Source organism: Pseudomonas sp. RL_5y_Pfl2_73, assembly GCF_963970515.1.
In the GTDB taxonomy this organism is placed as follows: domain Bacteria; phylum Pseudomonadota; class Gammaproteobacteria; order Pseudomonadales; family Pseudomonadaceae; genus Aquipseudomonas.
Map to the genome: position 1 here is coordinate 14,164 of NZ_CAXAPD010000035.1, position 13,398 is coordinate 27,561.

10 protein-coding genes are annotated in these 13,398 nt (G+C 61.9%); 9 read left to right on the forward strand and 1 reads right to left on the reverse strand.

Going from position 1 to position 13,398, the window contains the following annotated elements; translation table 11 throughout:
* The first annotated feature begins 14 nt into the window (after window positions 1–14).
* The 9 genes from AACY42_RS24925 (at window position 15) to AACY42_RS24965 (ending at window position 12,113) form a co-directional block, all read left to right on the forward strand.
* On the forward strand, window positions 15–296 hold the full coding sequence (locus tag AACY42_RS24925) for a peptidylprolyl isomerase (protein WP_339482983.1): 282 nt from the start codon (window positions 15–17) through the stop codon (window positions 294–296).
* Between the two features lie 200 nt (window positions 297–496).
* Window positions 497–2,365 carry an extracellular solute-binding protein gene (locus AACY42_RS24930; protein WP_339482985.1) on the forward strand — a complete coding sequence of 623 codons (1,869 nt, stop codon included), beginning with the start codon at window positions 497–499 and terminating at the stop codon, window positions 2,363–2,365.
* On the forward strand, window positions 2,365–3,423 hold the full coding sequence (locus AACY42_RS24935) for a microcin C ABC transporter permease YejB (RefSeq protein ID WP_339482987.1): 1,059 nt from the start codon (window positions 2,365–2,367) through the stop codon (window positions 3,421–3,423). The genes AACY42_RS24930 and AACY42_RS24935 overlap by 1 nt, the downstream gene beginning before the upstream one ends.
* Window positions 3,423–4,445 (forward strand): ABC transporter permease, encoded by a 1,023-nt coding sequence (locus tag AACY42_RS24940; RefSeq protein ID WP_339482989.1) that lies wholly within the window; start codon window positions 3,423–3,425, stop codon window positions 4,443–4,445. Before AACY42_RS24935 ends, AACY42_RS24940 begins: the two co-directional genes overlap by 1 nt.
* Before the next feature lie 25 nt (window positions 4,446–4,470).
* Window positions 4,471–6,051, forward strand: a complete 1,581-nt coding sequence (locus AACY42_RS24945) for an ABC transporter ATP-binding protein (protein ID WP_339483016.1) — start codon at window positions 4,471–4,473, stop codon at window positions 6,049–6,051.
* An 85-nt stretch (window positions 6,052–6,136) separates the two neighbouring features.
* Window positions 6,137–7,552: a sigma-54 interaction domain-containing protein gene (locus AACY42_RS24950; protein WP_339482990.1), complete on the forward strand. Its 1,416-nt coding sequence runs from the start codon at window positions 6,137–6,139 to the stop codon at window positions 7,550–7,552.
* Window positions 7,553–7,852: 300 nt separating this feature from the next.
* On the forward strand, window positions 7,853–9,244 hold the full coding sequence (locus AACY42_RS24955) for a GntP family permease (protein WP_339482991.1): 1,392 nt from the start codon (window positions 7,853–7,855) through the stop codon (window positions 9,242–9,244).
* 7 nt (window positions 9,245–9,251) lie between these two features.
* Entirely contained in the window at window positions 9,252–10,028 is a 777-nt protein-coding gene (gene hbdH, locus AACY42_RS24960) for a 3-hydroxybutyrate dehydrogenase (RefSeq protein WP_339482993.1), read from the forward strand.
* A gap of 129 nt (window positions 10,029–10,157) precedes the next feature.
* The gene (locus AACY42_RS24965; protein ID WP_339482994.1) at window positions 10,158–12,113 is read left to right on the forward strand and encodes an acetoacetate--CoA ligase; all 1,956 of its coding nucleotides are present in this window, start codon (window positions 10,158–10,160) and stop codon (window positions 12,111–12,113) included.
* Window positions 12,114–12,212: 99 nt separating this feature from the next.
* Here AACY42_RS24965 and AACY42_RS24970 read toward each other — a convergent pair whose 3' ends face one another.
* A complete protein-coding gene (locus tag AACY42_RS24970; protein WP_339482995.1) occupies window positions 12,213–13,328 on the reverse strand; it encodes a PilT/PilU family type 4a pilus ATPase in 1,116 nt (371 codons plus the stop codon).
* Window positions 13,329–13,398: the final 70 nt, after the last annotated feature.

Below are 13,398 nucleotides of genomic sequence, written 5' to 3' on the forward strand. Positions count from 1 at the left end.
AAGGAATTTCCCCCATGGCCAAAGCCACTGCCCGCCACATCCTGGTTTCCACTGAAGACAAGTGCAACGAACTCAAGGCCCAGATCGAAGCTGGCGCCGATTTCGCCGAAGTAGCCAAGACCAACTCCTCCTGCCCATCCAGCCGTCAGGGCGGCGACCTGGGTTCGTTCGGCCCGGGCCAGATGGTCAAGGAATTCGACACTGTGGTATTCAGCGCACCGATCAATGTGGTCCAAGGCCCGGTCAAGACCCAATTCGGCTACCACCTGCTGGAAGTCACCAGCCGTCAGGACTGATGACCCCTAGTGGGAGCACGGCTTGCCCGCGATGAACGATGACGCGGAACAGCTGTTGGACCGCGGCGCGGCAATTGCGGGCAAGCCTTGCTCCCACAGGACTTGCTCCCACGCATAGCTCCCTTCGCCATAAGCGCTGGCGATACAGACGCCGCTCGCGTACAAATCGTTTCATCGATCATCCGGCTCTAAGGCTGACAATGCGACTGGCGTTCCCTTCCCTGTTATTGACTGCCGTGGTCCTGCTGACAGGCGCCGTCGGCGTCGATGCAGCACCGCAACATGCCCTGACCGTCTATGGCGAACCGGCCAAATATGCCGAAGGCTTCAGCCACTTCGCCTACACCAATCCCCAGGCCCCCAAAGGCGGGACCATGCGCCGCTCGGCCATCCAGATCGGCCATTTCGACCATCTGCTGCCGTATATCGACAAAGGCATCGGGGTCAGCCAGATCGATGGCCTACTGTATTCGCCACTGGCCCAGCGCTCGTTGGATGAACCCTATACCGTCTACGGTCTGGTGGCGCAGAAGATGGAGCGGGCTGACGATGGCCTGTCGCTGCGCTTCTACCTGAACCCCAAGGCACGCTTCGCCGATGGCAAGCCCATCACCGCCCAGGACGTGCGCTACAGCTTCGAGCTGTTGATGACCCAGGGCAGTCTGAGCTATCGCACCCAGTTAGCGGCGGTCAAGGACGTCGTGGTCGAGAACGAGCGCACCGTTCGCTTCAACTTCAAGAACAACGAAAGCCGCACCCTGCCCCTGGACATCGCCACCCTGCCAGTCTTTCCCGAACATTGGTGGAAGAGCCGCGATTTCGCCAGCGGCGGCGGTTACGAGGCGCCACTGGGCAGTGGCCCCTACCGGGTGAGCAAGGTCGATTCCGGGCGCAGCATTACCTTCAAGCGCAATGCCAATTGGTGGGGCAAGGACCTGCCGGTCAGTCGTGGGCTCTACAATTTCGACCATTTCAGAATCGAGTATTTTGGCGACATCGACGTCGCCCGCCAGGTGCTGCGCGGCGGCGCCTATGATTACAACCGTGAATTCTCTGCCACCGGTTATTCCATTGGCTATGACAGTCTGGCCCTGCAGGATGGTCGCCTGCAAAAGGCCCACCTGGCCACCGAGGCCCCCCAAACCGCCCAGGGTTTCGTCTTCAACCTGCAAAAACCGCAGTTCCAGGACCGCCGCGTGCGCCAGGCCCTGGCCATGCTCTGGGACTTCGAATGGAGCAACCGCCAGATGATGCGCAACCTCTATGTGCGTCAGCAGAGTTACTTTTCCAACACCGACCTTGCCGCCCGGAAACTGCCCGATGCCGGCGAGCTGGCGATTCTCGAGCCCTTGCGCGGGCAGATTCCCGACGAAGTCTTCACCCAAGTCTTCCAGGCCCCGAAAACCGACGGCAGTGGCGTGATCCGCGACAAACAACTGCAAGCCCTGGCGCTGCTGGAACAGGCCGGCTGGGAACCCGACGGCGACCGCTTGGTGAATGCCGAGGGCGAGCCGCTGAGCTTCACGTTCCTGAACACTCAGAACAGTGTCGACCGCCTGCTGCTGCCCTACAAACGAACCCTGGCGCAAATCGGCATCGACATGAGCATCCGCCGTATCGACGCGTCCCAGTACGTCAATCGCCTGATGAGTCGCGACTACGACATGATCATTACCGGTTACCCCGTCAGCACATCGCCGGGCATGGAGCTCTACAACTACTTCGGCTCAGCGGCCGCCAACGACCCGGGGGCCAACAACTACATGGCCTTGAAGAACCCGGCGGTGGACGCGCTGATCGACGGGCTGGTCAAGGCCACCACCCAAGCCGACATGCTGCACCATGCCCACGCCCTGGACCGGGTGCTGCAATGGAATTACTACTGGATCCCCAACTATTACCCGCCAGGCAGCTCGACCGCGTGGTGGAACCGCTTCGGTTTCCCGAAAGTACAGGCCAGCAATGACGAAGCCATCGAAAGCTGGTGGGAAGTGAGCACCACACCGTTGACCAACGAGCAGATGCGCGCCGAACGCATCAGACGCGGCGCCCCTGGAGGGGCGCATTGATGTGGGCTTATATCGCGCGGCGCCTGTTGCTGATCATCCCCACACTGGTGATTATCCTACTGGTGAACTTCGTCATCGTGCAGGCCGCGCCCGGCGGGCCGGTGGAACAGGCCATCGCCCAGCTGCAAGGCATCGGCGGCACCGGCGTCGGCAGTTCGGGTAATGCCATGACCGGCAGCTCCCGCGCCAGTCGCGGCCTGGATCCGCAACTGATCAAGGACATCGAGAAACAATACGGCTTCGATAAACCGGCCCACGAACGCCTGTGGCTGATGCTCGGCAGCTATGCCCGTCTCGACTTCGGCAAGAGCTTCTTCCGCGGCGCAACGGTCACCGACCTGATCCTGGAAAAGATGCCGGTGACCATTTCCCTCGGGCTCTGGGCGACGCTGATCACTTACCTGGCGTCGATCCCCCTGGGCATCCGCAAGGCTGTGCGTCACGGCTCGGCATTCGATGTGTGGAGCAGCACAGCGATCATCATTGGTTATGCGATGCCGGCATTCCTCTTCGCGATGTTCCTGATCGTCGTGTTCGCCGGCGGCACCTCGCTGAACTGGTTTCCGGTGCGTGGGCTGGTGTCGGACAACTTCGAGTCGCTGTCGACGCTGGGCAAGATCGCCGACTACTTCTGGCACCTGGTACTGCCAGTCACGTCGCTGGTGATCGGCGGCTTCGCCACCCTGACGATCCTGACCAAGAACTCGTTCCTCAATGAAATCACCCGCCAGTACGTGGTCACCGCGCGAGCCAAGGGCATGAGTGAGCGACGGGTCCTGTACGGCCATGTGTTCCGCAATGCGATGCTGCTGGTGGTATCGGGTATTCCCCAGGCATTCATCAGCGTGTTCTTCGCCGGCTCCTTGTTGATCGAGGTGATTTTTTCCCTCGACGGCCTGGGACGCATGAGCTACGAAGCCGCGGTGGCCCGGGATTATCCGGTGGTGTTCGGCTCGCTGTTCATCTTTACGCTGTTCGGCCTGCTGATCAAACTCATCGGCGACCTCTGCTACACCCTGGTGGACCCGCGCATCGACTTCGCTGCGAGGAACGCCTGATGTTCAAGTTTTCCCCCTTGGGCCACCGGCGCTTCGAACGTTTCAAGAAGAACCGTCGGGGCTGGTGGTCGCTGTGGCTGTTCATCGGCCTGTTCATCCTGAGCCTGGGTGGCGAGTTGATCGCCAATGACAAGCCGCTGGTGGTCAGCTACCAGGGCTCACTGTATTTCCCGGTATTCAAGCGCCATACCGAACGGGAGTTTGGTGGACAGCTGCCATTCCAGGCCGACTACCGCAGCAGTTACGTGCAGAACCTGATCCACAAGGACGGCGGCTGGCTGTGGTTTCCACCGATCCCGTTCAGCGACGACACGCCCAATTACGACCTCAATCAGCCGGCCCCGAGCCCTCCCTCATCGCAGAACTGGCTGGGCACCGATGACCAATCCCGGGACGTGCTGGCCCGGGTGATCTTCGGCGCGCGGGTGTCGATCCTGTTCGCCCTGGCCCTGACCGCCATCAGCGCACTGATCGGCATCGCCGCCGGTGCGCTGCAGGGGTATTACGGTGGCTGGGTGGATTTGCTGGGGCAACGCTTGCTGGAAGTCTGGTCCGGACTGCCGGTGCTCTACCTGCTGATCATTTTGTCCGGCTTCGTGGAGCCGAATTTCTGGTGGCTGCTGGGGATCATGGCGCTGTTTTCCTGGCTGGCCCTGGTGGATGTGGTCCGCGCCGAGTTCCTGCGCGGGCGCAACCTCGAATACGTGAAAGCCGCCCGGGCCCTGGGTTTGTCGGACCGCAAGGTGATCGTGCGGCATATCCTGCCCAACGCGATGAACGCCACCCTGAGCTACCTGCCCTTCATCCTCACCGGGGCGATCTCCACCCTCACCGCCCTGGATTTCCTTGGTTTCGGCATGCCGGCCGGCAGTGCATCGCTGGGCGAATTGATCGCCCAGGGCAAGCAGAACCTGCAAGCACCGTGGCTGGGGCTGACGGCGTTTTTCACCCTGGCGCTGATTCTTTCTCTACTGGTGTTTATCGGCGAGGCGTTGCGAGACGCGTTCGATCCTCGATCTTGAAACGGCCATGAAGCGGAACCTTGAGATGAGCGACAACCTGATCGAAATCCGCGACCTGAGCGTGGCCTTCAACGACCAGACCGTGGTGCGCAACCTGTGCCTGGACATCCGCCCTGGCGAATGCCTGGCCCTGGTGGGCGAGTCCGGCTCCGGCAAGTCAGTGACGGCCCACTCGATCCTGCAATTGCTGCACGAAACAGAAGCCCGCACCACCGGCAGCATTCGCTATCGCGGCCAGGAACTGCTGGGCGCCGATACCACAGCCCTGCGAAAGCTGCGCGGCAACCGGATCGCGATGATCTTCCAGGAGCCGATGACCTCGCTGAACCCGCTGCACAGCGTCGAGAAGCAGATCGGTGAAACCCTGATGCTGCACCGGGGCCTGGGCGGCAAAGCGGCGCGCCAGCGCATTCTGGAACTGCTGGCCCTGGTGGGCATCCGGAAACCCGCCGAACGCCTCAAGGCCTATCCCCATCAACTGTCCGGCGGCCAGCGGCAACGGGTGATGATCGCCATGGCCCTGGCCTGCGAGCCGGAACTGTTGATTGCCGACGAACCGACCACCGCACTGGACGTGACCGTGCAGCGCAAGATCCTGCTGCTGCTCAAGTCCCTGCAGCAACGGCTCGGCATGTCCTTGCTGCTGATCAGCCACGACCTCAACCTGGTGCGCAGCATCGCCCAACGGGTGTGCGTGATGAAGGCTGGGGAAATCGTCGAACAGGCGCCTTGCGAAACCCTGTTCAGCGCACCGAAACATCCCTACAGCTGCGAGCTGCTGCATGCCGAACCGGAAGGCGAAGCCCTGCCCCGGGACGAGCGCGAAAACGTGTTGCAGGTACAGGACCTGCACGTGAGTTTTCCCTTGGGCGGCGGGCTGTTCCAGCGCAAGGAATACCTGCGCGCCGTGGACGGTATCAGCCTTAGCATCCAGCGCGGCAAGACCCTGGGCATCGTCGGCGAATCCGGTTCCGGCAAGTCCACGCTCGGCCAGGCGATCCTGCGGCTGATCGACTCCAAAGGCAGCATCCACTTCCAGGGCCAGGCCCTCGACCAGCTGTCGCACAAGGCACTGCGGCCGTGGCGCAAGCAAATGCAGGTGGTGTTCCAGGACCCGTTCGGCAGCCTCAGCCCGCGTATGTCGGTGCAGCAGATCATCAGCGAAGGCCTTGAAGTCCACCAGCCTTCCAGCGCCGAACAGTGTGAAGCCCGGGTGATCCAGGCCCTCAAGGAGGTCGGCCTCGACCCTTCGACCCGTCATCGTTACCCCCACGAGTTCTCCGGCGGCCAGCGCCAGCGTATTGCCATTGCCCGGGCCTTGGTGCTCAAGCCGGCGTTGATTCTGCTGGACGAACCGACCTCGGCACTGGACCGCACCGTGCAGAAACAAGTCGTTGCCCTGCTCCGCCAGCTCCAGGAGAAGTACGACTTGACCTACCTGTTCATCAGCCATGACCTCGCGGTGGTCCGTGCCTTGGCCCACGACATGATCGTGATCAAGGACGGCAAAGTGGTCGAGCAAGGCGCCAGTCATGACGTGTTCGACTCGCCCCAGCATCCCTATACCAAGGAGTTGTTGGCGGCGGCGCATCCGGGCTGGGCATAATCGGCGTTATGCAGTTGGACCGCGTCGCGGCCTTCGCGAGCAAGTCGAAGAGGCCCGAACAGAACCCACACATTCTGGAACTATCATGAACCCCACCGAAAGCCTCAAGGATTACAAGCGCGTCCGCACGCTGGCGATCCGCTCGTTGTTCGAGATCATCGAGCAGTCCAGCGAAGGTACGGTGATTGTCGACCGTGACGCGAATATCGTCTGGATGAACGAACGCTACGCCCGCCGCTTCGGCCTGAACTCGGCGCAGGAGGCGATTGGCCGGGCATGCGAAAGCGTGATTCCCAGCAGCCTGTTGCGCGAAGTGGTGCGCACCGGACGCCCGATTCTGCTGGACATGCAGGACACGCCCAAGGAGCCGTTGGTGGTGATGCGCCTGCCGATCCACGACAGCGTCGGAGCCGTGATCGGTGCCATCGGTTTTGCCTTGTTCGACGAGCTGCGCAGCCTGTCACCCATGCTCAAGCGCTACCTGAGCATGCAGGAAGAACTGGCCTCGACCCGCTCGCTGCTGCGGGCACGACAAACCAAATACAACTTTGCCCATTTCATCGGCACCAGCAACGCCGGCCTTGAGGTCAAACGCCGTGCCCGACGCAGCGCCAGCGCTGATTCGCCGGTGCTGCTGCTCGGCGAAACCGGCACCGGCAAGGAACTGCTGGCCCAGGCCATCCACAGTGCTTCGCCGCGCGCGCACAAGGCGTTCGTCAGCATCAACAGCGCGGCGATTCCTGAATCGCTGCTGGAAGCCGAATTTTTCGGCACCGCCCCAGGGGCCTTTACCGGGGCCGACCGCAAGGGTCGCGCCGGCAAGCTGCAAATTGCCCAGGGCGGCACGCTGTTCCTCGACGAAATCGGCGACATGCCGCTGCCGCTGCAAAGCAAACTGCTGCGAGTGCTCCAGGAAAAGGAATACGAACCGGTGGGCTCCAACGAGGTGCTGCAAAGCGACGTGCGGGTGATCGCTGCCACCTCCATGGACCTGGAAGCGGCGATCAAGCGCGGAGAGTTTCGCGCCGACCTGTATTACCGCCTCAACGTACTGCCGATCCAGGTCCCGCCGTTGCGCGAACGCCTGGATGACTTGCCGGCCTTAAGCGAAGCGATCCTTGAAGAACTGCGCAGCCAGCACGAATTGAACCGCGCAGCCCTCGACCTGCTGCGGCAACACGCCTGGCCGGGCAACATCCGTGAACTGCGCAACGTGCTGGAGCGGGCCGCACTGCTCAGCGATGACCCGGTGCTCACGGCGGTGGACATCCGCGCCGCCATCGGCACCTTCATACCGGTAACCCACACGGCAAGCCCGTCCCTGGAACCGCTGTCGCAAGAAACTTTCAGCCAGGCCCGGGCACGATTCGACCGGCAGTTGATCGAAACCACCCTCGCGCAATGCGGGGGCAAAGTGGTTGAAGCGGCCGAGCGGTTGGGGTTGGGGCGGTCGACGTTGTACAAGAAGATGGTGGCGTTGGGGATTGCCGAGTCTCAATAAAGAGATTTAATTCTCTATATATAGATAGCTCCTTTGGAGCCCTTCGCGCTCATCGCGAGCAGGCTCGCTCCCACATGGGATGGCGTTTCTCCTGTTCAACGCGGTCAACTGTGGGAGCGAGCCTGCTCGCGATGAGGCCAACCCTGCCAAAAAAATCTCAAAACAGAGACAAGCCTCTCATTCCCGCCCCACAACCTCAAACAATTTCCTTATATTTCAGCCAGTTACGCACCTGGCACAAAACTCGCTAAAGCCCCCCCCACAGCGTCACCACAACAATAACAATCCAGGAGACACACCATGAGTGTGATCATTGCCTTGGCAGCCCTCACGCTGCTGATGGTCGCCGCCTACCGTGGCTACAGCGTTATCCTCTTTGCCCCCATCGCCGCCCTCGGCGCCGTCCTGCTCACCGACCCGTCCGCCGTCGCCCCTGCCTTCACCGGGGTGTTCATGGAAAAAATGGTCGGCTTCATCAAGCTGTATTTCCCGGTGTTCCTGCTCGGCGCGGTGTTCGGCAAGTTGATCGAGCTGTCGGGGTTCTCCCGCGCCATCGTTGCCGCGGCGATTCGCTTGCTGGGGACGCGCCAGGCCATGCTGGTGATCGTGCTGGTCTGTGCCTTGCTGACCTATGGCGGCGTGTCGCTGTTCGTCGTGGTGTTCGCGGTGTACCCGTTCGCCGCCGAGATGTTCCGCCAGAGTAATATCCCCAAGCGCCTGATCCCGGCCACCATCGCCCTCGGCGCATTCTCGTTCACCATGGACGCCCTGCCTGGCACGCCGCAGATCCAGAACATCATCCCCAGCACGTTCTTCAACACCACCGCCTGGGCCGCACCGTGGCTGGGCGTGATCGGCACGCTCTTCGTGTTCAGCCTCGGCATGCTGTTCCTGCAACGCCAGCGCAACAAGGCCCAGCGCACGGGCGAAGGCTACGGCTCCGAGTTGCGCAACGAGCCGGAAACCGCCGAAGACATCAAGCTGCCGAACCCCTGGATCGCTGTTTCGCCACTGCTGGCGGTAGGGCTCATGAACCTGTTGTTCACCCAGTGGATTCCCCAGTGGTATGGCAAAACCCACAGCCTGGCGCTGCCGGGCATGGCGACGCCAGTGACCAGCGACATCGCCAAGCTCACCGCGATCTGGGCGGTGCAGGCGGCATTGCTGGTGGGCATCATCATGGTCTTGCTGTTCGGTTTCCGGACCATTCGCAGCAAACTGGCCGAAGGCAGCAAGAGCGCCGTGGGCGGCGCATTACTGGCGGCGATGAACACCGCTTCGGAATACGGCTTCGGCGCGGTCATCGCATCCTTACCGGGTTTCCTGGTACTGGCCGACTGGCTCAAGAACATTCCCAACCCACTGGTCAACGAAGCGGTGACCGTCACGCTGTTGGCGGGCATCACCGGCTCCGCCTCGGGGGGTATGAGCATCGCTTTGGCGGCGATGTCCGAAACCTTTATCAACGCTGCCCACGCCGCCAACATTCCCCTGGAAGTGCTACACCGGGTGGCCGCCATGGCCAGCGGTGGCATGGACACCCTGCCCCACAACGGCGCCGTGATTACCTTGCTGGCCGTCACCGGGTTGACCCACCGCGAAGCCTATAAAGACATTTTCTGCATTACGCTGATCAAGACCCTCGCGGTGTTCTTCGTGATCGGTACGTTCTACGCCACTGGCATTGTATGAGGCTCCCATGACGACAGTTCTTTCGGGCAAAACGGCCCTGGTCACCGGCTCTACCAGCGGCATCGGCCTGGGCATCGCCTTGAGCCTGGCCAAGGCCGGGGCCAACCTGGTCCTCAACGGCTTTGGCGATGCCTCGGCAGTGATCGCCGAGGTGAAACAGTTCGGCGGCAAGGTCGGCCATCATCCGGCCGACGTCAGCGACCCGGCACAGATCGCCGACATGCTCGCCTACGCCGAGCGCGAGTTCGGCGGCGTGGACATCCTGGTGAACAACGCCGGGATCCAGCACGTGGCCGCCGTGGAGGATTTCCCGGTGGAACGCTGGGACTCGATCATTGCCATCAACCTGTCCTCAGTGTTCCACGCCACCCGCCTGAGCCTGCCGGGCATGCGTGCCAAGGGCTGGGGACGGATTATCAACGTCGCCTCGGTGCACGGTCAGGTCGGCTCGGTGGGCAAGGCGGCGTATGTCGCGGCCAAGCATGGGGTGATCGGTTTGACCAAGGTGGTCGGCCTGGAAACCGCCACCAGCAACGTGACCTGCAACGCTATCTGCCCGGGCTGGGTGCTGACACCGCTGGTGCAAAAACAGATCGATGATCGCATTGCCGCCGGCGTCGATCCGCAGCAGGCACAGCACGATCTGTTGGCCGAGAAACAGCCGTCCCTGGCATTCGTCACCCCGCCGCAACTGGGGGAGCTGGTGCTGTTCCTGTGCAGCGAAGCCGGCAGCCAGGTGCGCGGCGCGGCGTGGAATATCGATGGTGGATGGTTGGCTCAGTAAATCCCTTGCGATCCCTTGTGACGAGGGGGATTCATCCCCTTGCTCCCACAGAGTGGAGATAAATCTCCTCGCCACAAGGTTGGGTCGCTCTATAGTTTGTGTGTACACAAAAAAAACAAGAGGCACCCCATGTCCGACATCCTCTGGCAACCCAGCCCCGAACGCATCGCCCAGTCGCGCATGAACGCCTTTCGCCAGTTCGTCAACGCGCGACATCACCTGCAACTGAACGACTACCCAACCCTGCACGCCTGGAGCATCGACCAGCGCGAGGCCTTCTGGCAGGCCATCGTCGATTTCTTCGAGATTCGCTTTCACCAGACGCCCGATGCGGTATTGGTGGAAGGTTCGCAAATGCCCAGCGCCCAGTGGTTCCCTGGCGCCACGCTGAACTTCGCCGAACACCTGCTGCGCCGCCGCGATGACGCCGTCGCGGTGGTGGCGCTCGACGAAAACGGCGGCCAGGAACAACTGACCTGGGCCGAACTCGCCGCCCATGTCGCTGGCCTGCAAGCAAGTCTGAAAGCCGCCGGCGTCACTCAGGGCGATCGGGTCGCCGCTTGCATGCCCAACACCTGGCAGACCCTGGTCGGCATGCTCGCCACCACCAGCCTGGGCGCTATCTGGTCGTGTTCCTCACCCGACTTCGGAACCCAAGGCGTCATCGACCGGTTCGGCCAGATCGAACCCAAGGTGCTGATCACCTGCGCCGGTTATCGCTACGCTGGCAAGGCCATCGACCAGCGGGCCAAGGTCAATGAAATCCTCGAACGGCTACCGTCGCTGCAGCAACTGATCGTGTTGCCATATGCGCTGCCGGACGTGCGCGTCGAGGCCTTCAAGACCTCGGCCGCTGTCGCGCTGTGGAACAACTTTTATCAACCCGGTGGCGAACCGACGTTCGTCAGCGTGCCCTTCGATCACCCGCTGTACATCCTGTATTCCAGCGGCACGACCGGCGTGCCGAAGTGCATCGTCCATGGCACCGGTGGCGTGCTGCTGCAACACGTCAAGGAACATGGCCTGCACGTCGACCTCGGGCCCGAGGATCGGCTGTTCTACTACACGACCTGCGGTTGGATGATGTGGAACTGGCTGGTGTCGGCCCTCGCCGTGGGCAGCACAGTGGTGCTCTACGACGGTTCGCCGTTCCACCCTGGCCACGAGCGCTTGCTCGACTTGATCGATCAGCAGCGCATCAGCGTCTTCGGCACCAGTCCCAAGTTCCTTGCCGCCCTGGAAAGCGAGGACCTCAAGCCCCGCCAGACCCACCGCCTCGACAGCCTGAAAACCCTCCTTTCCACCGGTTCGGCGCTGGCACCCCATAGCTACGATTACGTGTACCGCGACGTCAAGCCCGACGTCTGCCTGGCCTCGATGTCCGGCGGCACCGACATTGTGTCCTGCTTCGTCAACGGCAACCCGCTGTCACCGGTGCGCCGGGGCGAAATGCAGGGCAAGAGCCTGGGCATGGCCGTGCAGGTCTGGAACGAGGCCGGTAAACCGATCATTGGAGAAAAGGGTGAGTTGGTGTGCACCCGGCATTTCCCGGCGATGCCCATTGGCTTGTGGAACGACCCTCGGCAGGAAAAACTTCGCGCCTCCTACTTCGCCCAGTTTCCCGGGGTGTGGGCTCAAGGTGACTACGCCGAAGAACTGCCCCACGGCGGTTTCTTGATCCATGGACGCTCCGACGCCGTGCTCAACCCCGGCGGCGTGCGCATCGGCACGGCGGAAATCTATCGGCAGGTGGAAAAAGTCGAGCAAGTGCTGGACTGCGTCGCCATCGGCCAACAATGGCAGGGCGATGTCCGGGTGGTGCTGTTCGTGCGCCTGCGCGATGGCGTGATACTGGATGAAGCCCTGGAGCAACGGATCCGTCAGGTCATCCGGGCCAACACCACACCGCGTCATGTGCCGGCGAAGATCCTCGCGGTCAGTGATATTCCACGGACCATCAGCGGCAAGGTGGTGGAGCTGGCGGTGCGCAATGTGGTGCATGGCGAGGTGGTGAAGAACACCGATGCCCTGGCCAACCCCGGGGCTTTGGAGCAATTTCGGGATCGTCCGGAGCTGGCTACTTGAACTGAACAGGCCTCAGACGTGTGGGGAGCAAAAACACTTGTGGGAGCCAGGTCTGTAGGAGCAAAGCTTTGCTCCTACAATGGCTACTCCAATAGGTGTTCAGTCCATAAGCCCCCACTCACCCGCCGCCGGATCGGCCGGTGGCACCGCCCCCGACTCGGCATGCAGCTTCAAACGCAAGCGCAGATTGTTCGCCGAGTCGGCATTTTTCAGGGCTTCTTCCTCATCGATGGCACCTTCAACCACCAGGTTGAACAACGCGTGATCAAAGGTTTGCATCCCCAGTTCTTCTGACTTTTCCATGATCCCCTTGAGCTCGTCGAGCTCGTTGCGCCGGATCAGGTCGGCCACCGTAGGCGAGCCCAGCATGACCTCCACCGCCGCCCGCCGCTGGCCAGTGCAGGTGCGCACCAGACGCTGGGAGACGAACGCCTTGAGGTTGTTGCCCAGGTCATTGAGCAACTGCGGCCGACGCTCTTGCGGAAAGAAATTGATCACCCGGTCCAGGGCCTGATTGGCGTTGTGGGCATGTAAAGTGGAAATCACCAAGTGCCCGGTGTCGGCAAACGCCAAGGCATGTTCCATGGTTTCCCGGTCGCGGATTTCACCGATCAGCACCACGTCCGGGGCCTGGCGCAGCGTGTTTTTCAGGGCCGCATGGAAACTGCGGGTGTCGACACCGACTTCCCGTTGATTGATGATGGATTTCTTGTGCCGATGGACATACTCCACCGGGTCCTCGATGGTGATGATGTGGCCGCTGCTGTTGCGATTGCGGTAGTCGATCAGCGCCGCCAGGGAGGTCGACTTGCCCGAACCTGTCGCACCGACGAACAGCATCAGCCCCTGTTTCTGCATGATGGCGTCTAAAAGCACCCGCGGCAGTTTCAGGTCTTCGAAGCGCGGGATGTCCAGCTTGACGTTGCGTATCACCATGGACACGTCATTGCGCTGCTTGAAGATATTGACACGGAACCGCCCGACGCCGGCCAAGGAGATCGCCAGGTTCATTTCCAATTCCCGATCGAACTCAAGGCGCTGTTCGGCGTCCATGAGAGACTCGGCGAGCATGGCAATGTCACCGACCTTGAACGCCTCGTTCCCCAAGGGCTTGAGTACACCCTCGAAGCGCGCGCACGGTGGCGCGCCCGTGGACATGTAAAGGTCGGAACCATTCTGGCTCGCCAGGATTCGCAACAACGGATCGATTTCCATGGACTGAAACTTCCGCGAGACATCAATGAAACAAGCTGAGCCGAACATGAAACCCTTCAGCCCCACCCGC

Coding starts and splice junctions, on each gene's coding strand:
- AACY42_RS24955 (WP_339482991.1), top strand. CDS start 7,853: ATGAGTGTGATCATTGCCTTGGCAGCCCTCACGCTGCTGATGGTCGCC.
- AACY42_RS24945 (WP_339483016.1), top strand. CDS start 4,471: ATGAGCGACAACCTGATCGAAATCCGCGACCTGAGCGTGGCCTTCAAC.
- AACY42_RS24950 (WP_339482990.1), top strand. CDS start 6,137: ATGAACCCCACCGAAAGCCTCAAGGATTACAAGCGCGTCCGCACGCTG.
- AACY42_RS24970 (WP_339482995.1), bottom strand. CDS start 13,328: ATGGAAATCGATCCGTTGTTGCGAATCCTGGCGAGCCAGAATGGTTCC.
- hbdH (WP_339482993.1), top strand. CDS start 9,252: ATGACGACAGTTCTTTCGGGCAAAACGGCCCTGGTCACCGGCTCTACC.
- AACY42_RS24940 (WP_339482989.1), top strand. CDS start 3,423: ATGTTCAAGTTTTCCCCCTTGGGCCACCGGCGCTTCGAACGTTTCAAG.
- AACY42_RS24965 (WP_339482994.1), top strand. CDS start 10,158: ATGTCCGACATCCTCTGGCAACCCAGCCCCGAACGCATCGCCCAGTCG.
- AACY42_RS24925 (WP_339482983.1), top strand. CDS start 15: ATGGCCAAAGCCACTGCCCGCCACATCCTGGTTTCCACTGAAGACAAG.
- AACY42_RS24930 (WP_339482985.1), top strand. CDS start 497: ATGCGACTGGCGTTCCCTTCCCTGTTATTGACTGCCGTGGTCCTGCTG.
- AACY42_RS24935 (WP_339482987.1), top strand. CDS start 2,365: ATGTGGGCTTATATCGCGCGGCGCCTGTTGCTGATCATCCCCACACTG.